Source organism: Maricaulis sp. W15, from assembly GCF_001924955.1.
GTDB lineage: Bacteria > Pseudomonadota > Alphaproteobacteria > Caulobacterales > Maricaulaceae > Maricaulis > Maricaulis maris.
This window is the reverse complement of record NZ_LQXG01000012.1, coordinates 175,948-195,975: the sequence shown is the minus strand read 5'-3', so window position 1 is coordinate 195,975 and position 20,028 is coordinate 175,948. Positions and strand designations below refer to the sequence as shown.

General features: G+C 64.1%; 25 protein-coding genes. 7 read left to right on the top strand and 18 right to left on the bottom strand.

The window, feature by feature from the left end:
• The first annotated feature begins 3 nt into the window (after positions 1-3).
• Genes radA through AWH62_RS06335 form a run of 4 tightly spaced genes read left to right on the top strand, consistent with a single transcriptional unit; the run spans position 4 to position 4,234 of the window.
• Positions 4-1,380, top strand: coding sequence for a DNA repair protein RadA (gene radA, locus AWH62_RS06350; RefSeq protein ID WP_075189643.1), 1,377 nt, complete (start codon positions 4-6; stop codon positions 1,378-1,380).
• An 18-nt stretch (positions 1,381-1,398) separates the two neighbouring features.
• Positions 1,399-2,043, top strand: coding sequence for a CvpA family protein (locus AWH62_RS06345; protein ID WP_075189642.1), 645 nt, complete (start codon positions 1,399-1,401; stop codon positions 2,041-2,043).
• Positions 2,040-3,521 (top strand): amidophosphoribosyltransferase, encoded by a 1,482-nt coding sequence (gene purF / locus AWH62_RS06340; RefSeq protein WP_075189641.1) that lies wholly within the window; start codon positions 2,040-2,042, stop codon positions 3,519-3,521. The genes AWH62_RS06345 and purF overlap by 4 nt, the downstream gene beginning before the upstream one ends.
• On the top strand, positions 3,518-4,234 hold the full coding sequence (locus AWH62_RS06335) for an SDR family NAD(P)-dependent oxidoreductase (RefSeq protein WP_075189640.1): 717 nt from the start codon (positions 3,518-3,520) through the stop codon (positions 4,232-4,234). Before purF ends, AWH62_RS06335 begins: the two co-directional genes overlap by 4 nt.
• Positions 4,235-4,257: 23 nt before the next feature.
• Here AWH62_RS06335 and der read toward each other — a convergent pair whose 3' ends face one another.
• From der to AWH62_RS06265, 14 genes are all read right to left on the bottom strand, one after another.
• Positions 4,258-5,730, bottom strand: coding sequence for a ribosome biogenesis GTPase Der (gene der, locus AWH62_RS06330; RefSeq protein ID WP_075189639.1), 1,473 nt, complete (start codon positions 5,728-5,730; stop codon positions 4,258-4,260).
• A 10-nt stretch (positions 5,731-5,740) separates the two neighbouring features.
• Positions 5,741-7,117 carry a PQQ-binding-like beta-propeller repeat protein gene (locus tag AWH62_RS06325; RefSeq protein WP_075189638.1) on the bottom strand — a complete coding sequence of 459 codons (1,377 nt, stop codon included), beginning with the start codon at positions 7,115-7,117 and terminating at the stop codon, positions 5,741-5,743.
• On the bottom strand, positions 7,110-7,871 hold the full coding sequence (locus AWH62_RS06320) for a tetratricopeptide repeat protein (RefSeq protein ID WP_075189637.1): 762 nt from the start codon (positions 7,869-7,871) through the stop codon (positions 7,110-7,112). Before AWH62_RS06320 ends, AWH62_RS06325 begins: the two co-directional genes overlap by 8 nt.
• Positions 7,872-7,944: 73 nt before the next feature.
• The gene (gene panB, locus AWH62_RS06315) at positions 7,945-8,772 is read right to left on the bottom strand and encodes a 3-methyl-2-oxobutanoate hydroxymethyltransferase (RefSeq protein WP_075189636.1); all 828 of its coding nucleotides are present in this window, start codon (positions 8,770-8,772) and stop codon (positions 7,945-7,947) included.
• 62 nt (positions 8,773-8,834) lie between these two features.
• On the bottom strand, positions 8,835-9,176 hold the full coding sequence (locus AWH62_RS06310) for a hypothetical protein (protein ID WP_143742961.1): 342 nt from the start codon (positions 9,174-9,176) through the stop codon (positions 8,835-8,837).
• Entirely contained in the window at positions 9,173-9,715 is a 543-nt protein-coding gene (locus AWH62_RS06305) for an RNA polymerase sigma factor (RefSeq protein ID WP_075189634.1), read from the bottom strand. Before AWH62_RS06305 ends, AWH62_RS06310 begins: the two co-directional genes overlap by 4 nt.
• A gap of 13 nt (positions 9,716-9,728) precedes the next feature.
• A complete protein-coding gene (locus AWH62_RS06300; RefSeq protein WP_075189919.1) occupies positions 9,729-10,112 on the bottom strand; it encodes a DUF6249 domain-containing protein in 384 nt (127 codons plus the stop codon).
• A gap of 76 nt (positions 10,113-10,188) precedes the next feature.
• Positions 10,189-10,746 (bottom strand): NnrU family protein, encoded by a 558-nt coding sequence (locus tag AWH62_RS06295; RefSeq protein ID WP_075189633.1) that lies wholly within the window; start codon positions 10,744-10,746, stop codon positions 10,189-10,191.
• 105 nt (positions 10,747-10,851) lie between these two features.
• Complete coding sequence (locus AWH62_RS06290; RefSeq protein WP_075189632.1) at positions 10,852-11,169, bottom strand: hypothetical protein; 318 nt, start codon at positions 11,167-11,169, stop codon at positions 10,852-10,854.
• Entirely contained in the window at positions 11,156-11,695 is a 540-nt protein-coding gene (locus AWH62_RS06285; protein ID WP_075189631.1) for an RNA polymerase sigma factor, read from the bottom strand. Before AWH62_RS06285 ends, AWH62_RS06290 begins: the two co-directional genes overlap by 14 nt.
• An 8-nt stretch (positions 11,696-11,703) precedes the next feature.
• Positions 11,704-12,120 (bottom strand): hypothetical protein, encoded by a 417-nt coding sequence (locus AWH62_RS06280; RefSeq protein ID WP_143742960.1) that lies wholly within the window; start codon positions 12,118-12,120, stop codon positions 11,704-11,706.
• Between the two features lie 103 nt (positions 12,121-12,223).
• Positions 12,224-12,841 carry an SH3 domain-containing protein gene (locus AWH62_RS06275; protein ID WP_075189629.1) on the bottom strand — a complete coding sequence of 206 codons (618 nt, stop codon included), beginning with the start codon at positions 12,839-12,841 and terminating at the stop codon, positions 12,224-12,226.
• Positions 12,842-12,919: 78 nt separating this feature from the next.
• The gene (locus tag AWH62_RS06270) at positions 12,920-13,786 is read right to left on the bottom strand and encodes a GyrI-like domain-containing protein (protein ID WP_075189918.1); all 867 of its coding nucleotides are present in this window, start codon (positions 13,784-13,786) and stop codon (positions 12,920-12,922) included.
• 87 nt (positions 13,787-13,873) lie between these two features.
• Positions 13,874-15,349, bottom strand: a complete 1,476-nt coding sequence (locus tag AWH62_RS06265) for an alpha/beta fold hydrolase (protein WP_233128266.1) — start codon at positions 15,347-15,349, stop codon at positions 13,874-13,876.
• Positions 15,350-15,495: 146 nt separating this feature from the next.
• Here AWH62_RS06265 and AWH62_RS06260 point away from each other — a divergent pair, with 146 nt between their 5' ends.
• Positions 15,496-17,055, top strand: coding sequence for a LytTR family DNA-binding domain-containing protein (locus tag AWH62_RS06260; RefSeq protein WP_075189628.1), 1,560 nt, complete (start codon positions 15,496-15,498; stop codon positions 17,053-17,055).
• A 61-nt stretch (positions 17,056-17,116) separates the two neighbouring features.
• Complete coding sequence (locus AWH62_RS06255) at positions 17,117-17,452, top strand: hypothetical protein (RefSeq protein WP_075189627.1); 336 nt, start codon at positions 17,117-17,119, stop codon at positions 17,450-17,452.
• Positions 17,453-17,478: 26 nt separating this feature from the next.
• Here AWH62_RS06255 and AWH62_RS06250 read toward each other — a convergent pair whose 3' ends face one another.
• The 3 genes from AWH62_RS06250 to AWH62_RS06240 all read right to left on the bottom strand — a co-directional run bounded on the left by AWH62_RS06250 (position 17,479) and on the right by AWH62_RS06240 (position 19,144).
• On the bottom strand, positions 17,479-17,688 hold the full coding sequence (locus AWH62_RS06250) for a SlyX family protein (RefSeq protein WP_075189626.1): 210 nt from the start codon (positions 17,686-17,688) through the stop codon (positions 17,479-17,481).
• Between the two features lie 95 nt (positions 17,689-17,783).
• Positions 17,784-18,287, bottom strand: coding sequence for a DUF2938 family protein (locus AWH62_RS06245; RefSeq protein ID WP_075189625.1), 504 nt, complete (start codon positions 18,285-18,287; stop codon positions 17,784-17,786).
• Positions 18,284-19,144, bottom strand: coding sequence for a class I SAM-dependent methyltransferase (locus AWH62_RS06240; RefSeq protein ID WP_075189624.1), 861 nt, complete (start codon positions 19,142-19,144; stop codon positions 18,284-18,286). Before AWH62_RS06240 ends, AWH62_RS06245 begins: the two co-directional genes overlap by 4 nt.
• A gap of 79 nt (positions 19,145-19,223) precedes the next feature.
• On the opposite strand from AWH62_RS06240, the gene AWH62_RS06235 reads away from it, so the two are divergent.
• Positions 19,224-19,649: a helix-turn-helix domain-containing protein gene (locus AWH62_RS06235; protein WP_075189623.1), complete on the top strand. Its 426-nt coding sequence runs from the start codon at positions 19,224-19,226 to the stop codon at positions 19,647-19,649.
• 41 nt (positions 19,650-19,690) lie between these two features.
• Here AWH62_RS06235 and AWH62_RS06230 read toward each other — a convergent pair whose 3' ends face one another.
• Entirely contained in the window at positions 19,691-19,924 is a 234-nt protein-coding gene (locus tag AWH62_RS06230; RefSeq protein WP_075189622.1) for a hypothetical protein, read from the bottom strand.
• Positions 19,925-20,028: the final 104 nt, after the last annotated feature.

The following is a 20,028-nucleotide window of genomic DNA, read 5'->3' as shown; positions in this document are numbered from 1 at the left end:
GCCATGGCGCGCGCCGATACCACCTATGTCTGCCAGTCCTGCGGCGGCGTGCAGCCGAAATGGGCCGGCCGCTGCGATGCCTGCGGCGAATGGAACACGCTGATCGAGGAAACCCCGTCGGCACCGCTCGGAAGCCAGGCAACAAGCGCCAAGCGGCGCGGCCGGGCCGCCCGGCTCAACCTCGTCGATCTGGGGTCGGAAAGCCCGGAGCCGGCCCGCCTGCAATCAGGCATCAGCGAACTTGACCGGGTTTGCGGTGGCGGCCTGGTGCCCGGCTCGGCCATCCTCGTCGGCGGTGACCCCGGCATCGGCAAATCGACTCTCCTCCTGCAGATGATGGCTCAGATCGCCCGCAGCGAGGCCCGCGCCATCTATGTCTCCGGCGAGGAAGCGATCGACCAGGTCCGCCGCCGTGCCCGCCGCCTCGGCCTGGCCGACGCGCCGGTCTCGCTGGCGTCTGAGACCGCGCTCAATGATATTCTCGACGGGCTGAAAGCGGAAAAGCCGGACATTGTCGTGATCGATTCGATCCAGACGGTCTGGTCTGACCAGCTGGCCGCAGCACCGGGCACGGTAGCCCAGGTTCGCGCCTGCGCCCAGGAACTCGTCCGCTTCGCCAAGAAGAGCAATTGCACCGTCATCTTGGTCGGCCATGTCACCAAGGACGGCCAGATCGCCGGCCCGCGCGTGGTCGAGCACATGGTCGATGCCGTGCTCTATTTCGAGGGCGAACGCTCGCATCAATTCCGCATCCTGCGCGCCGTGAAGAACCGCTTCGGTCCGACCGATGAGATCGGCGTCTTCGAAATGGGCGACAAGGGACTGGCGGAAGTCGCCAATCCCTCCTCGCTCTTCCTTGATGGTCGCGGCGGTGACACGCCGGGCGCGGCCGTCTTTGCCGGCATGGAGGGAACGCGGCCCGTCCTGTCAGAAATCCAGGCCCTGGTCGCCCCGGCCGCCTTTGGCACCGCCCGGCGCGCCGTCGTCGGCTGGGACAGTGGTCGTCTGGCCATGGTGTTGGCGGTGCTGGAAGCGCGCTGCGGCGTTGATATTGCGGGACGGGACATATTTCTCAACGTCGCTGGTGGCCTGAAAATCACCGAACCGGCGGCCGATCTGGCCGTCGCGGCGGCGATTGTCTCCTCGGCATTGGACGTCGCCCTGCCGGCCGACGGCGTTGTTTACGGAGAAATCAGTCTTTCCGGCGATGTTCGGCCAGTCGGACGCAGTGATTCGCGCCTCAAGGAAGCCGCCAAGCTTGGCTTCACGCGGGCCATCGCCCCCCAGGCTGCGGCCGACGAGACCGCCCCGGTCCGGGTCGATGGCGTGGCCACGGCGCTCGAATTGGTGCAGACTCTTCGGGCAATGGCGGGCGAATAGTTACGGAGTGTCGCGCCGATGGACTCTACACTGACGGCCTTTGATGGCATTGGCCTGACCATCCTGCTGGCCTCGGGTCTGCTGGCGCTGGTGCGCGGCTTCGTTCGCGAGGCCCTGTCGGTGACGGCTTTCGTGGCCGCATCGCTGGCGACCTTGTGGGCGCTGCCGGCCTTTATCGGTCCGGCACAGGACATGATTGATCCGGACTGGCTGGCGCCGCTGGCCGTCGGCGCGATCGTTTTCATCATCATCTATCTGGCGGTCACCTTCGTGACGAGTTCGCTGTCGCGCGGCCTGGCCAAGGGCGAAGATGTCAATGTGGTCGACCGGACGCTGGGCTTTGCCTTCGGCCTGGTGCGCGGCCTGGTTCTACTGGGGCTTGGTGTGATCTTTGTCGCCGCGACTTTCGGCGAGAACGGGCGCCCGCCGACCTCGGTCACACAAGCCCGCATCTATCCGCTGGTAAACGCGACGGCGCGGGCCCTGCAGACACTGGCGCCGGAAAGCTCGCGCATCGGCTCGACCGCCCCCCTGCCCGGTGGCCCCAACGACCCGATTGCAGAAACAATAAGAAATAATGACACGTCCTATGGCAGACGTGACCGAAACCGACTAGATGACCTCATCGGTTCGACCACGGATGACCAGGAAGACGATGGATGAGCGACCACAGCGCCATTCCCGCCACACTGACCTACGATCCGGAGAGTGATCGCCCCCAGGAAGAATGCGGTGTTTTCGCCGTATATGGCGCCGACGACGCCGCCATCCTGACCGCGCTCGGCCTCCACGCGCTTCAGCATCGGGGACAGGAAGCCTGCGGTATCGCGACCCATGACGGGTCGCGTTTTCATATCGAGCGCTATCTTGGCCTCGTTGGCGAGAATTTCACCTCACCCGACCTGCCACAACGCCTGCCCGGCCGCGTCGCGATCGGCCATGCCCGTTATTCGACGCAAGGCGCATCGGTGCTGCGCAATGTCCAGCCCCTGTTTGCCGATGTGCGCGGCGGCGGTATTGCCCTCGCCCATAACGGCAATCTGACCAATGCCCGCGTCCTGCGCGAGGAATTGGTCAATCACGGCCAGATTTTCCAGTCGACCTCAGACAGTGAAGTCGTGCTCCACCTCGCGGCCCTGTCCAAGAAGAGCAAGCTGACCAATCGCGTCCTGTCGGCGCTGAAACAGGTCCAGGGCGCCTTTGCCTTCGTCGCCGTCGTCAATGACCGGTTGATCGTGGCGCGCGACCCCTATGGCATTCGTCCGCTGGTGATGGGTCGGCTCGGCGAGGCCTATATCTTCGCGTCCGAAACCTGTGCCCTCGACATGGTCGGCGCCACATTCGTGCGCGAGATCGAACCCGGCGAAGCGATTGTCGTGAACCAGGACGGGCTGCGCTCGGAACGGTTTGCGCCGGCCCGCCAAGCCCAGACCTGCGCCTTTGAGTACATTTATTTCGCCCGCCCCGACTCGGTGATCGGCGGCCGCAGCGTCTACGAAGCCCGCAAGGAAATGGGTCGTCAGCTGGCGCTGGAAACCCCGGCCGATGTCGATGTCATCATCCCTGTGCCCGACAGTGGCGTACCGGCCGCGATCGGCTTTTCAGAAGCCTCAGGCATTCCCTTCGAGCTGGGCATCATCCGTTCGCACTTCGTCGGCCGGACCTTCATCCAGCCGACCCAGGACCGGCGCGACCTGTCCGTTCGCCGCAAACACGCGGCCAACGCTGCCGTGGTGCGTGGCAAGCGTGTTTTGCTGATCGATGATTCCATTGTTCGCGGTACGACGTCGCTGAAAATCGTGCGCATGATGCGCGAGGCGGGCGCGTCGGAAGTGCATTTCCGTTCAGCCTGCCCGCCGATCAAGCATCCTGACTTCTACGGCATCGACATGGCCGGCCGGGCCGAGCTGATCGCGGCCAACATGTCGGTTGAGGAAATGGCGCAGAAGCTGGAGGCCGACAGCCTCGGCTTCCTGACCGTCAACGGCCTTTATCAAGCTGTTGTCGGTGCGCCGCGCAATGACAAGCAGCCGCAGCTCGCCGACCATTATTTCACGGGTGAATACCCGACCCATTTGGCCGACCATGATCGTGATCTCTCGGCCAAGGAATTCCAGCTCTCCTTCCTGGTGGACGCATGACCCAGATTGATCTTCAAGGCCGCCTCGCTCTGGTGAGCGGGGCGTCGCGCGGTATTGGCCGGGCCATGGCGCTCGAACTGGCCAAGGCTGGCGCCCACGTCATCGCGACGGCGCGCACCACGGGCGGGCTGGAAGAACTTGATGATGACATCACCAAGGCCGGCGGCAGCTGCACCCTGGTCCCGCTCGATCTGATGAGCCAGGACGGGATCGAAAAGCTTGGCGGCATCATCACCGAACGTTGGGAGAAGCTCGACATCCTGCTGGCCAATGCCGGCGCGCTGGGCGTGCTGACCCCGGCCTCGCAGGTCAAATCCAAGACCTGGCACGAAGTGATCGGCGTCAACCTGATGGCCCCGGCCCGCATGATCCGCGCCTTCGAGCCGCTTCTGCTGGCCTCTGACGCGGCCCGTGCCGTCTTCATCTCATCCGGCGCCGCCACCTCACGCCGCGCCTTCTGGGCGCCCTATGCGGCCTCCAAGGCCGGCCTCGACGCGCTGGTCGAGAGCTGGGCCAATGAGCATGTCAATAATCCGAAAATCCGGATCAATACGGTCTATCCGGGCGTTTTGCGTACGCAGATGCGGGCCAAGGCTTTCCCGGGCGAAGATCCGATGACCCTGCCGGAACCGGCCGCTCTGTGGCCGCTACTGGCCGAGCTGGTCAGCCCGGCCTGTACGCGGCACGGCGAAATCGTGAAATTTGAAGGCTAATTGTTCCGCGTCCGAACCGGACGTCAGGGCTTGCGCCCAGCGGCCTTGCCCTTGGCCTGTTGCTGCCCCTTGGGCGGTTTGACCGGCCGGTTGGGACGCGCCGGCTTGCCGGACTTGTCGGCCGCAACACTGCCGCCGCGATCACCGTCGACATAGGGGTTCTTGCCAGCCTTGACGATCAGGCGGATCGGCACGCCGGGCAATTCAAATGCATCGCGCAAACCGTTGACCAGATAGCGTTTATAGCTCTCCGGCAGGTCTGACGCGCGCGAACACATCATCACGAAAGTCGGCGGACGCCCCTTGGTCTGGGTGATATAGCGCGGCTTGATCCGGCGGCCATTGACGGCGGGCGGCGGATGCCGCTCGGTCATTTCATGCAGCCAATCATTGAGGTCACGCGTCTTGACCTTGGCGTCCCAATTCTCGTGCAGTTTGGCCAGGGTCGGCATGATCGCGTCGAGACCCTTTTTCTTCAGGGCCGAAATCGGCAACAGGGGCGCACCGGTCATCTGTGGCAGAAGGCGTTCAAACTCGAGCCGGATTTCCTTGAGATAGGCCTCGCGATTGGGCACGAGATCCATCTTGGATACACAGATCGCGACGGCCCGCCCCTCCTTGTAGGCCATGTCGGCCAGGTGCAGGTCCTGTTTCTCAAGCGGGTGGTCCGCATCCATCAGCAACAGCACAACTTCGGCGAACTTGACGGCGCGCAGCGTGTCGGCGGCGCTCATGCGTTCGAGCCGGTCGGCGACCTTGCCGCGCTTGCGCAGGCCGGCCGTGTCGTGCAGGCGCACGCGGCGCCCGTCCCAGACCCAGTCGACGGAAATGGCGTCGCGGGTGATGCCGGCCTCGGGGCCTGTGATCAGGCGCTCCTCGCCGATCAACGTATTGATCAGGGTCGACTTGCCGGCATTGGGACGACCGATGACGGCAATGCGCAGCGGCGGATCGCCCTCATCCTTGCTGCGGCGACGAGCCGCCTTGGCCATCGGACCAAGGGCTTCGAGCATCGCATCATAGAGATCGCCGATACCGGCGCCATGGGCAGCAGAGAAGGCAATCGGTTCGCCCATGCCCAGTTCGAAAGCGTCCATCAGGCCGTCTTCGCCCGCCTTGCCTTCACATTTATTGGCCAGCAGCAGGACCGGTTTTCCGGTGCGGCGGATGACATCGGCAAAGACGATATCGAGCGGTGTGACGCCGGCCCGGGCATCAATCAGCAGCAGGCAGAGATCGGCATCATGGATGGCCATTTCGGTCTGGGTGCGCATCTCTGCGTCCAGGCCTTCTTTCTCGGCATCATCATATCCGGCGGTGTCGATCAGCAGCAGCGGCAGATCGCCCAAACGCCCACGCGCCTCGCGCCGGTCCCGCGTGACACCGGGGCGGTCATCGACAATGGCCAAGGGTTTCCCGGCCAAGCGATTGAACAAGGTCGATTTTCCCACATTCGGCCGTCCAACGACGGCGATGCGGGGCAAGTGAGCAGTCATGCGTTTGCGCCTAGCGGAGCGCGATCATCCGCGCATCATCGGTGACGACATATACGGTTTCATTGGCAATGACAGGGGGGATGAACACATCGCCCCGCAATTCCTGCTCCGACAGGATGCTGCCGTTGAAGGCATCAAGCACCACCATGTCACCGCGGCTTGAGTTCACGACGAGACGTCCGCCGGCCATGACCGGGCCGGTCCAGGCGAGACGGTTCTTGCGCTCGCGCGCATTTTCAAACAGCGACAACTGGGTGATCCAGTAGACCTCGCCATCATGACGATTGATGCAGACGATCTCGGCCTCGCTGGTGGTCACGAAGAGGAAATCCCCGGCGACCCAAGGCGCATGCAGACCGCCGGCAGGCTGGCTCCACAGGCGCTCACCGGTACGCAGGGAGATCGCCGCGAGCAGGCCGGAATGGCTCATCGCATAGACGACGTTGTCGACCACGACCGGGCTGCCGGCAACGTCATTGATTTCCGACATTGCGGTCAGGCCGCCAGACCGCGTCAGGCTGTCCTGCCAGATCGGGTTGCCGTTCTGCACCCGCAGGGCAATCAGTTCGCCGGACGCAAACGGCGCCACAACGATATCGCCGAGCACGGCCGGGCTGGGTGCGGTGAGCAGACGCGCCGATTCCACAATGCCCTGATAGGTCCACAAGACTTGGCCGGTCGCCGTGTCCAGCGCCAGAAGCTCATTGTCGTCACTCGACACGAAGATACGGTCATCGGCGACAGTCGGCGCGCCGTGGAACGGAACAAGCGTCTCGGAACGCCAAATTTCATGACCGCTCTGGGCATCCAGCGCGACGAAGAAATTGAGACCGGAATGCACATAAATGCGGCCATCATCATAAGCCAGCCCGCCCCCGAACGACATGCTGTCATAACGGTGCGTGGCCTCGATCCGGTGACGCCAGACCACCGTGCCGGTATCGGCATTCATCGCCACGACTTCGCCACGGGCGTCAATCGCAAAGACATTGCCGTCGGCCACGACCGGACGGGCATTGAGGCGATGATCATTGTCCGAACCATTGCCGAAGCCCTGGCGCCAAGCGACGTTCAGCGGCCCGGAGGCCTGCGTGTGCTGGACCGAATTGGTCGGATATCCGCCCGGCTGAGGCCAAACCGTGTTGACATAAGCGGTCGGCAGATCGACGGCAGGGCGTTCGGCCTCACTGTCGAGACGCAGCCCCTGTTCGAAGTCGAGAATCGAGACGCGGCCATCACTTGGCGCGGTGCCGTTGAGGCGTTCATTCTCATTGTCATTGCCCCGCCCCGGGATCATGTCCAGCGGATTGGGAACCGACGAGCACGCCGCCAGCGGAGCGATAAGGGCCACACCGAGAAGGGTGCGGATACGCGTTACATCAATCATCGCCTGAATCCCCGGCGTCAGTGGTTTCTTCGGTCTCGGTCGCGGTTTCAGGCGCGATTGCGGGTGCTTCCTCCGCAGCGCTGGCGTCCACCGGCTCACCGGCCAGGGCGTTGCGTTGGGCAATCAGGGCGAGCGCTTCCTGGGCCCGGCGTTGAACGCCGCTCGGCGCGTCACTGGCAAACGACAGGAACTGGTATTGGGTGCGGGCGCGTTCGATCTCGTCGGCACGCAGGGCCGCGGCAGCGATGGTTTCGCGCGCCAGATGACGGAAGGGCGAATCCCCGCCGATCAGGACGCTGAGGCGCAGATCAATATCCGAGAAGGACAGGCTGTCCCAGGATGCCCAGACCGACCGGATTTCAGCCATGTCCCGCAGCAGTGGATCGCTTGCCTGCGCCGCTGCTTGGTCAAAGAACCTCGCCGCAGCGGCATTATCGCCCTGTTCGAGCGCCAGATTGCCGCGCTGCATCAGCGCCAGCGATACATATCCCGGCGTGCCTTCGGCAGCGACAGTCTCGAGACCGGCTGCCGCCAGGCCGAGCCGCCCGGCCTCAACATCATTCATCGCCGCGATGAACGCATCGGACGCGGTTTCTCGCTTGCTCGTCTGCCAGGCATCGAAGCCTTGCCAGGCGACCGTTCCCAGGATGATTGCCACAGCACCGCCGAGGACCCACGGCCCCCATTGACGCAACAAATCCTGATACTTGTCCCGGCGAAGTTCTTCGTCGACTTCTTCAAAAATATCGACCACGTCGAAGCGGCTCCGTAATTCCAATCAATGTGCGCCGGACCCTAGCGTTACTACCCCCCTGCGGCAACAGAGGTCAGCCGTCGGAACGCTTCATCGTGTAGACCTCACGCTCGGACGGAAAGCTGCGGTCGCGGACTTCACGGGCAAATTGTGCCACCGCCGCATCGGTGCGCTCGGCCATATTGTCATAGCGCTTGACGAATTTCGGGGTCCAATCGAACACGCCAAGCATGTCATGGGTGACCAGGATCTGCCCGTCACAGGCTGCCGACGCACCAATCCCGATGGTCGGCACGGCGACGGTTTCGGTGATTTCGCGGGCCAGGTCCTCGGCCACGCCCTCGATCACGATCGCAAAGGCACCGGCATCGGCCGTGGCGACCGCCTCGTCGATCACCCGTCGACGCTCGGCATCCGTGCGGCCCTTGGCCTTGAACCCGCCATCGGCGAGCGCCGCCTGCGGCCGCAATCCGACATGCCCGATGACCGGGATCGACCGCGCCGCCATGAAGCGGATCGTGTCGGCGGCATAGGTACCGCTTTCGATCTTGATCGCCTGGCAGCCGGTTTCAGCCATGATGCGAGCGGCATTGGCGAAGGCTTGTTCCGGCGATTGTTCATAGCTGCCGAACGGCATGTCGACGGCGACCAGGGCCCGTTTGGCGCCGCGCATGACGGCCCGGCCGTGCAGGATCATCATGTCGAGCGTGACACCGACCGTCGAGTCCAGCCCGTGCACCACCATGCCGACACTGTCACCGACCAGAAGAAGATCGCAATGCGGATCCAGGATGCGCGCCATCGGCGTGTCATAGGCGGTCAGGCTGACGATCGGCTCACCGCCCTTACGGGCGCGGATATCCGGCGCGGTGACCCGCCGAACCTGGGTTTGGGCAGACATGGGAGTGGCCTTTTCAAATCGGATGGCCGGACCCTAGCGCAGCATGCTGCGCTGCAAAAGCCTCAGGCGAGACGGCGTGGCAGAACGGCGGCCACCATGGCCACGGCCACTGCCATCGCGCCCGCCGCCATGACCTCCGGGCTCATCAGGAAACCGACATTGGCCATCAGCCCGTCGGTCGGCACATTGATCTGGCCGAGGATTGACTCGAGCTGTGTGCCGGCGATCGCCGAACCGGTCGACCCCGCCCCGCCGATCAGCAGGATGCGCTTGCGATCCGGGTTGGACAATTGCTTGATCACACGGTGGGAAAAAGCCTCGGCCTCGCGCTCGGTTTCCAGCGGCTCGGCGGCCTGTGCGAAGGCGGCCTTGAGCCGGGCATCGAATGCATCATCCATCGTCATGACACCATCTCCTCCGCGTCCGCAAAAAACGCCTGCAACTTGGCCCGGCCGCGATTGACGTGCGACTTGACCGTCCCGAGCGGCATGCCGGTCGCCTCAGCGGCTTCCGAATGCGACATACCGCAAGAATAACATAGCACAACCGCGATCCGTTCTTCTTCTTTCAACGTGGCCAGTCCGCGGTCAAGATCAACCACACTGCCCATGTCCCGCGGCGCCTCGCTGTCGTCCATACCGGTCTGGTACTTCTCCAGCACCCGCTCGGTCGCCTTGCGCTTGCGCGCCGACATCAGGAACTGGGTGTAGGCGATCGAGCACAGCCAGGATTTGAACGAACCCGTACCCTTGAAGCTGCCGATCTTCTCATAGGCGCGGATAAAGGCATCCTGGGCGAGATCATCGGCCAGGGCGTGGTTGCGACACATGCGGTGCAGCATGCCGCGAACCAGACCCTGATGGCGCCGGACCAGCTCCCCGAAGGCCGCCGGGTTCTTCGTGGCGACCACCAGGGCTGTGAGTTCTTCGTCCGACGCCTTCATCAGCCCGCTCCGATTACTCGGAGCCGTCTTTTTTGCTGCCCAACAGGCCGAAACCGACGAGGACCAGGCCGATAAAGCCCGGGAATGAGGCGATCGCTGGCATGATGTACATGGCCTCGTCTTCGCCTTCGACCATGCCGACCGTCCAGCCGAGCACAAGGAAGGCGGCCGCGACCGCGATCAGGATCAGCCCACCTTTCAGGTCACCATTGCGGTCCTTGCGCGGCATGCCCAACGCCCGGATCGTTTCCGGTGTCATGGTCTGGCCGGAACGGATCGCTTCTTCGACAACTTTGAGAGTCGCCTTGCGCTTTTGCATCGAAGCGTTCACCGAGAACCCGACAATGCCAAGGACCATCAGGAACAAACTAACAGGAACAACAATATCCGGTCCCATATCAACCTCCGTTTCAAGCCGCACCACGCGGCCGTTGACCATGAGATGCGGCGAGATCCCAAATTGGATGCAATCGTTAGCCGATTACCGCAACACCAAACAGATACATGTGCAAATTCAATATGATGAGCGCTGCAATAAGCCCCAGCACGATCGCTGTCAAATCGCCACCCCAGCCCTTCACGACTGGCGGCGGTGTTTCGCGGAAGCAGGCAGCGATGAAGGTAATCAGAGACCAGACAAAGAAACTGCCGAACAACAGGACGGCCGAGGCCTCGCTGTTGGCCAGCAGGTGCGCGCCCGACCAGACGATCACACCGGCCAGCATCGGATGGCGCACCCAGCGGCGGATATGGCCGGGCGCATAGGCCGAGGTGATCAGGATGATCCCCAGGGGCACCGCAATCAGGGCGAGATCACGGCCCCAGTCCGGTGCCTGCCACACAGACGGTGTCGGATGCGCGATGATCTTGCCATAGATGATCAGCGCGAAACCGGCCAGCGAGATCACCGTATAGGTCAGCTTGTAGGGGGTCGCGCCGAGGCGCGTCTGCAAACCGTCGCGCAGCCCCGGCACGATGCGAAGGCAATGCACACCCAGAAACAAAACCAGTCCCACAGACAAAAGCAGCATCAACGCCTCCCCGAGCTCGGCTTGGACTATAGGCGATTCATCGGCGTGTCGTGGATGAAAACCGAATGCGGTATCCTGTGATGCCGATTTGACCGGTCGCGTCGATCAGAACGGGCGCAAACGTGGCAGATTGATCGTCCGGCTCAGCCAGGCGTGACCAAGAAAGGCGATCCCGCCAGCCATTGCGATGACCTGAAGCGGCATGGACATTTCCTGCCCAAGCATGTCGGCAAGGCTCTGCAAAACAGGGGAAACCAACGCCAATCCGAGCACCAGCAGGCAGCCCGCAACCAGGCGCAGGACCAGCTCGATGCGCAAGCGCCTCCGGGCGACACGCTCCATCACACGGGTCCGGAAGGCCCGGTCATTGGCCGGTGCCGCATCGGCGGCGAAGAAGTCAGCAAGCGGATCAGTCTTGTCCATCACCCACTCCCAGGATTTCAGCGAGGCGCGCACGCCCTCGCAATACATGTGATTTTACAGTCCCCAGCGGCATTTCCAAGACGTTTGCGGCATCGCCGTGCGACCAGCCCTCGCCGAGGCAGAGCGAGACCGCGGCGCGCTGGTCTGGCGGCAGCTGCCCCAGCGCCTGCCGCAGGGCGATGGCGCGCTCGGTCTGGGGTGTCTCGCTGTCCGGACGCAAGTCCTGCCAGTCATCGTCACGCTGGCGCGCGCGAGCCATGGACCGTGCCTGGCCCTTGGCCTTGCGCCAGGCAATCGAGAACAGCCAAGTCTTCAAACGCTCCGGATCGCGCAGCCGGCGCAATTCCGTCCAGCCCGCCAGAAAGGTCTCCTGGGCCAGATCATCGGCATCCGCATCATAAGGACTCAACCGGCACAAAAATGTGCGGATCGCCCCCTGATACCGGTCGACGATCCGCCCATAGGCCGCGTCATTGCCCGAGCGGGCCGCCGCGACCAGCGCCGCGTCCGTCGGTTGCGAGCTCATCGGTCAGCCTATTTCTTGCCCTTGAAGAAGGACGATACGAAAAAGGCCGCCGACAGGACGACGAAGATCATCGCGACAAAATAGGCGACCTGGCCGATACCGATCAGGCCGACATAGCCCTCGTAGGCAAACACGGCGGCAAAACCGGCAAACAGGATCACAAGGAAGGCATTGCTGCCGGTTCCATAGTTCGACCGGTCGCCGCTCGTGCCCTGATCCAGGTCCGACCAATCCGGACGTCCTTCCGGGTCATCCAGGCTGGCGATCAGGTCGGCCGGCGGCTCCTTGCCGGAGGCGGCATAGGTCTTCAGCAGGTCAATCTTGGCCTGGGTCCGCTTGTAACGCATGAAACTGCCCCAGCCAGCGGCAACGAAAAAGCCCAGCGGGAAAAGCAGCCACCAGTAATTCTCGAAAATCTCGGCCATCGGGTCGATCTCCTGTTCGACAATCCACAATCGACCCGGCGATCACCGGGCCTTCACACCTGTGTCGCCGCCAAGCGACGGGTTGGATGCAGGTCGATGAAATTTATTGCAGGACGGGTGTGAAACAGCAGCCCTGGACGAGTCTCGACACACCGTCCGGCGAGCGCATGTCCACACTGGCCTGCCAACCATAGCGACGATCACTCATCCCGTCCGAGCATTGCCCGCTGGCAATCACCGCCACGCCCTCGGCGGCGCCGCTGAGATAATAGACATGAGGGTCGGGTCGGGCACGGGCGGTACGGGCATCAACCACGTTCAGCACCAATTCCGCCCCCAGGCTTTCGCCATCATAATAGGTCGCATCCCCGCTCTCGTGCAGCTGCAGGCCCCAGAAAGGCTCCGTGCCACTGCACTGCAATCCGCCCGGCGCATCGAACTCGCCGATGGCCGGTCGTTCCATGCGCAGGAGATAGGCGAGATTGATCCAGCCCTCGCCCTCACCAGCGATGACGCGGCCCCAGCCATGGCGCTCTTCAAGAACTTCGACACGGCTCGCACTCGGAGACAGCGTGTCGACAATCGCCGCCGTCGGGTTGGCGGTGGCGCGGACGTTCAGCGTGTCGGTCTGATCGACATTGACGACCCGATAGAGCTGCGGCTGGGCCTGTGCCGTGCCGCAGGCAAACACAATGACCAACAAGCCAATCAGATGACGCATGGTTTCCCCCTCAGGCAAGACCCCGCCAGCCTAGCCATGCCGGCAGGGTTTGTCTTGTCCGTTGGGGCCGGCGCGCTGTCATGCCCGCTCGATCGGCAGATAGATGTCAGACCGCAATTCGGCCGCCGGCCTGCTGTCCGGATCATCGACATATTCAACATGCAGCGGCCTGTCGGCGAACGTGCCCAGACCACCATCAAGCACCGCCGCGTAAAGGCGGTCGATACTGTCATGCAGGCTGTCATAATCGCCAACATGACGCAGGCGTGCATGATCACCACCGGCCAGCGCGATCAGTTCGATCCCGTCCGGCGCTTCGATATCGCCGACCGCAATCGCACAGTCAAAATGCAGGTCGGCCGGGTCCGTGAAACGCGGATCCTCATGCCAGACGCCGTAAATGCCGCGCAGGGCATCCATCGGGTGTTGGCTGAACACGCTGGCAAACAGGCGCTCATAGGCCTGATTGAGTTCGGCATAGGCGCCGATATTGCGGATCGCGAGCAGGCGCAGCGGCGCCGTGGAGACAATCTCGACGGCCAGCGGCACAGCCTCCCCGCCGCCCTTGTGGGCAGGGCGCAGCAATTGGTCGATCAGGTCGACGCGTCCGGCGCGCACATCGCTCGCCGAACCACCGGTCGCCGCCCGGAAGGCGCGGGCATAGGACTGGCTCGACCCGTAGCCGGCGCCACCGGCTGCACGGGTGATGGACTGATCCGCATCCTGCAATTCGGGCACCGTCCGGGCCAGACGCACGCGACGGATCGTGTCACCCGGCGTCTCCCCGGTCATCAAGCGATAGACCCGGTGGAAGTGATAAGGCGAGAGCGCCGCGACGGCGGCAAGCGCCTCGACGGAAAGCCCGGCCTCACTGTCAGCCTGCTCAATATGCGCAAGCACGCGCTCGATCCGTTCGGCATGGCGAAGGCGGCTGTCCGGCATCATGATCGTCACTCCTGCTGTGGTGAACCATGATGCCGGTCTAACCGGTCCGGCAAGGGCGGGCGGTCCCGATCTTGCGCTTTTGCAACCTCAGCGCTGCAAGGGATGGGTCGTGAAATCGGGCAGGTCGATGACAATTTCCGATCGGCCAACCGCCTCACCGCGCATGAAAGCATGCATGACCTCGCCGACTTCCGGCGTCGTCATGAAGAGATTGTGGCCGGCATTGCGGACAATCACCTGGGTGACATTGCCCAGGCCCGCCACCGCTTCCACTTGCGCCTGCGGATAGGTGCGTCCATCCAGCGTGCCGGTCAGCAGCAGGACGGGCGTGTCACCGCTCGGCCCGCGGCGGAAATCATCACCCAGATCGAGGCCCGAAATCGCGCCGGCCAGCTGCGGCATCGGGAAATTCAGATAAGAGCCGACCAAGCCGCTCCCGGCCTGCGCTTCAAACAGGGCCAGACGCTCGGCACTGACCCCGGAGGCAATATCCATCGCGGTCGGCATCGCGCGCAGGGCTATCCCCTCTCCCGGGTCCGCGAAGTAGGACAGCAGCATGATCGCCAGCGTCGGATCACCGGCATCAAGAGCGCTGTAGAGCGCCGGCAGGATGCGCGCACTGTCCGGATCGGCGATCAGGCCGGACGCGAATTGCTGCATGTGATGGCGTTGCAGCAGGAAGGGGATGCTGGACCCGTCCGACTGCGGCAGGTCGAGCATCATCGGCTCCGCCTCAAGCCGGGCATGGACCCGGCGCATCAAGCCGGCAATGTCCGGATAAAGCGGCGCGGCGGCGGGCTGGCTATCCACGGCCGCCTGCAAGCGCGCGAAATAGGCATCGGTCCGGGCCGGCAGCTTGACCGTCTGGTCGAGGCCTTCGGCACTGGCGATAATCACCCGGTCGATCTCGTCAGGGATGTCGTTCAGCGCCGCCAGGGCCAGATGGCTGCCATAGGAAATGCCCCACAGCGCGATCCGGTCCGCACCGAGATGACGCCGCAGATCCGACAGGTCGGCGACGCTTTCACGCGTCGTATAGCCGAGAAGATCAACGCCCTCGGCAGCCCAGAATGCCGTGCAGGTATCAAGCGCTGCGCGATAACCGGCCACGATATCGGCATCGCTGCGTTGCTGGCTTTCATCCGTCAGCTGAGCGGATTGGCAGGCTGGCGGTTGGTCCGACAGGCCGGTGCCGCGCTGGTCGAACGCAATCACATCGCCATGCTGGCGCATTGCCATGAACAGCGGGAAGCGTCGGCCCTGCGCCGTGCCGGACCCGGATCCGCCCGGACCGCCGGCGAGATAGACGATGGGTGGCCCCACGACCTCACCCGTGGCCGGGAAGCGGACATAACTGACCGTGATCAGCCGGCTGTCGGGATCAGCGCGATTCTCGGGCAGCTGCATCTCGCCGCGAAACGCATCGACCGTCTCGCCGCTCTGGGCCGTGAAGGCCATCGGCGTTTCACCCGGCATGTCCGCGAAAACCGCATCAAGGGGCGCCAGCGCCAGCGCGGCGCCTGCCATCAGGCCGGTGCGCAAGGTGAGGTAAATGGATGTCATGGCGGTCTCCGCTGCTGTTGCATGCCCCCCGGCACGCCGTCAGGAAAGCCCGCCAACGCGGCACAAACACGCGTTAATCGGTCAGCGGCAGTGATGGACCGACAAGTGGCGGGACGTCGGACCGCGTCACCGCTAGTCTGGCAAACATGACCGTTCGCCCTCGTCCTCTCGCCGCCCTGTTTGCGGCCTGCCTCGCCTTTGCCGTCTCAGGCCTCGCCGCGCGCCTAGACGCCCAACCCTTGACCCATGTCGCCCTCGAACCGGTCCGCGTCTGTCCGGCCTCGGACCAGGACCAAGGCCCACCGGACTATGACGACCCGGCCTGCGAGACAGTTTCGGTATTCGAGCTTGATCCCCAGGGGCGGCATATCTGGGCGAGATTGCGCCTGCCACTCGACGCGGCCGGGCTGGACGGAACCGGGCCCTATGGCCTGATCGTCATGGGCAAGATGTCGAGCGAGGTGTTTCTAAATGGCAGCCGGATCGGGGCCAATGGACGCCCGGCCGACGACCGCGCCGGCGAGATCGCCGGTCGCATTGATGCCAGCCTCTTCGTCCCGCACACCCTGGTCCGGGACGGCGACAATGTGGTCGATATCCGCATGTCGTCACACCGCGGCTGGGTTCGCCTGGCATCCCCGATCCATGCGGTCCTGTTTGGTCGCTATCAGGATCCGACCCGCACCATCAGCGCCGCCTATTGGCCGAGCCTCATCACCTTCGGGGTGTTCCTGATCGGTCTCGTCTTTTTCGGGGTAACGGCCTGGCGCAATGAGGAGCGCGAAGCCTCGCTGCTGCTGGCGGCGGCGTCATTGTTTGCTGGCAGCGAACTCCTGGTCGAGTCGGCGCGCGGCCTGGTCGCCTATCCCTACCCGTTCCACGATATCCGCCTGGTGCTGATCACCGTCTGCGCCGCCGGCTTCAGCCTGTGCCTGCTGGCCTATCTTTTCAAACGCATGACCCGGCTCGCATGGCTTTCCCGCTTTGCCCGCCTGTCGGCAATCGTGCTGACAATGGCCGTCGTCGTCGCGCTGATGCCCGGCTTTGACGGCAAGACCGCCGGCGTTCTTTTCACCGCCATTGCCGCCGGCCTGGCCTGGTCGGCCCTGTGGGCAATCCGGCGCAGACCCGGCGCGATCGGACTGGTCATCGTGTTCGCCCTGACGGGTTCGGCGCTGTGGCAGTTCGGATCAGGCTTTCTGGATATCGGCTATTTCTATACCGCCGCCGGGATACTCGCCTTCCTGATCTATCAGCAGGCCCAGTCCCTGGTCGCGGAGCGCCGCCAGCGACGCGTCGAGACCCGCCGTGCGCTGCAGCTGGAAGCCGCCCTCGCCCAAGCCCGTCAGAAATCCGCCCCCGCCCAGATCCAGCTCGTGAGCGCCGGCCGGGTCGACTACGTCTCCAGCGACCGCATCGTCCAGCTGAAGGCGGCCGGTGATTATGTCGAGCTGCATTTCCAGGACGGCGCCACCACGCTCTATACCGGTACGCTCGGCGGGCTGGAGAGCGAATTGCCGCCAGCCTTCCTGCGGGTCCATCGCTCGCACATCGTCAACACGCTCTTCGTTTCCGCGCTGGAACGCGAGGCCAGCGGAACCGGCCGGCTGATCCTCGCCAACGGCACTGAAGTGCCGGTCAGTCGCCGTATCATGCCGGCCGTCCGCACGGCACTGGCAAGCAAAGCTGTGGACAATGCCGACTGAACGCTTGTCCCGCGAACGCCCTTCAACCTAACGTTCAACCGGATCGACAATGGGGCGACGCATGCGACTTCGGACAAGAAACGGCCAACTCACGCTGGGAAGCATCTACAAGCTCGTTGTTACCGGCTGGACGCTGGCCTGGTGCATGCTGTTCGCCGTCTTCTTCGTATTGATGATCTTGATGGCCCTGACCGGCGCCCCGGTGACCGTGAACAATTCCTCCGTCACCGGACTTGGCCCTGTCCTGGTCGCATCATTGCCGATGATGGTGTTGATGCCGGTGATCGTCATCATCCAGGCCTTGATATTCGGCGGCTTATTCGTGCTCGCGATGATGATCTACCGCATGTTCCGACCGATCACGGTCGAGACCGACAATACCGGCGTGTTCGGCTGACCCGACAACACCGTCACCGGGCCGGCCTAGTAATGCGGCGGCTTGGTGACTTCCGGGCCGGGGGCTGCTGCCTCCAGGTCTTCCAGCCGGGCCAGCATCTTGTTGACGCGCCGGGTCAGCCGGTCCAGCTCCTCGCGCTGGGCGAGGATGACACTGTTGAGATCATCCACCGTCTGGTCCTGATGGGCGATATGCGTCTCGAGCGCTTCGATGCGCGCTTGCAGGATATCAATCACGGCACTCTCCACTCGGCCAATCGCGCCGCAATCTATCCGATCGCGGCGCGGATCAAAGCCGCGAAGGCTGCTTATGTCGTCGCGGCGTAGACCGGTCAGACCCGGGTCATGACGACAGCGAGCAGCCGGGCGCTGGCATACAGGCCGAGACCGAACACGGCATGGCTGACCACGCTGTGCAGACGCGAGAGCCAGGGCATTGGTGTGCGGCTGGCCGCGACACCGGCGCCCAGGGCCGGTTGCAGGACGAGAAAGGGCGCCAGTACCGTGGCAACACCGACCATGAGCGCCGCCCCGGGCGTCGGGTCTTGCAGCCAGCCGGGCCCGGTGATGGCAATCAGCACGCCTGCGAAGACAACCCCGGTGAGGAAATGGATCAACCAACCGACCACCGCTTCGCCTGCCGTCACAGCCCCTCCCGTCCGGCCGGCATCAAACCGCCCACGGACAAGACCGATGGCCCAGCGACCAACGCGGCCATAGTCTAGTGGCGGCACGCCCAGCCAGCGCTGGCGCAACCAGACCCAGGCATCAAGCACCAGGCTGGCACCGATCCCGATGGCGATGATGGATGAGAGAGTCGCCCCGACATCGCTCATGAGCCGGCCTCGACAAGCGGGCGAATGGCTTTGATCTGCCAGCAGGCCGCGTTGAAACGGACGAACTGGTTCTCGATGAATGGGGCCATCGCCTCAACCATCGCCGCCAATACCGAGCGCTGTCGTTCGGGATCGAGTTGGTCATAGATGCGCCCGACCGGCCCCAGACGGATCAGATAGCTCTCGAGCGCGCTGCGCGGAAACTGGCAGCCTATATCCAGTGGTTCAAAGCGGATATCGCGCCAGCCGGCATCGGCCAGCAAAGCCGTCACACGTTCGGCATCACCCCAGCGGAACTGGCCCGGACCGTCAGGGTCGGATCGGGGAAGCTCAGCCAGGATCGGCGCCACCGCCCGCGCCGCCGCAGTCATGAAAGGATTGTCCTCCGCAACGCGCCAGACCACGGCATCAAGCCGGCCGCCCGGCGTGACGGCGGTCAAGAGATTGCGCAGCGCCGCCACCTCGTCGGCAAAGAACATCATCCCGAAGCGCGACTGGACCCGGTCGAAGCGGCCTGGCAGGAAATGATGGGTCTCGGCGTCCGCGCAAATCAGCTCGACACCGGCACGGGAATCCCGGACCCGGCGCCGGGCGGCCTCCAGCATGGGCGCGGAAATGTCGATACCCACCACCCGCCCGGCATCTCCCAAGCGTCGCGCCGCCGCGACCACGGTGGCGCCGGTGCCGCAACCGACATCGAGTATCCAGTCGCCACTGCCGGGCGATACCGCCTCGACCAGCCGGTGTTCGAACGGTTCGAAAGTCGCATCGAGCAGGGCCTGGCTCGTCACCCAATTCTCTCCGGACGTGCCCGCCCAGCCCGTATCCTGCGTCAATTTATCTGTCTGTGCGGACATGCCGTCCTCCTCATCCTGGCTTGCGGATCAACCGCGATGAGGGCATGCTGCCACTTCAAGTCAACTTGAGGTCAAGAGCGTGACTGCACTCGATATCTCCGTGATCGCCCGGCGCTCCGGCCTGCCGGCCTCAACGCTGCGCTATTACGAGGAAAAGGGCTTGATCCGATCCGTGGGCCGGCACGGGCTGAAGCGGGTGTTTGATGACGATATATTGGAGCGGCTGTCGCTGATTGCGCTGGGCCGCGCCTCCGGCTTCTCGCTCGACGAGATCGCAGCAGTGCTCGGCACCGATGGTCGCCCGAAGATCGACCGCGGCATGCTGACTGACAAGGCGGACGAGCTTGACCGCACGATCCGCCTGCTCAGCGCCATGCGGGACGGGTTGCGACATGCGGCGGAGTGCCAGGCGCCCAGTCATCTGGAATGCCCGAGTTTCCAACGTTTCATGCGGGCTGCCGCAGCGGGCCGTCTGCGCGGCGCCGATCCGCGACAGCGCAGCTGATCAGGCTCAGCGCGACGCCCTGACGGTCAGGAAAGCGGCGTTCAGGACACCGAAATCGGTTTGCGGGCGCGCGGCTTTTTCGGCGCGGCCGGCTTGGCCACGGCGGCAGTCTTGGCTTCCATGGCAAGGCGGGCCTCGCGCAGGGATTTCAGCTGGGCGGAGCGCTCAACTGCTTCTTCATCGAGCAGGGATCGCACCGTGCTGTCCGTGATTTCGGCGCGGGACTGGGCCGTTTTCGGCGTCGTGCGCAGCAGGTCGGCATAGGGTGTGGTCATGAGCGGTCTCCTGAAGATCTGAAGAAAAACAAAGAGGCCGGGCAATCGCCCGACCTCTTCAATCTCGTCACCAGGCGCGTGATGCGCCGGTCGGAGCAGTCGGC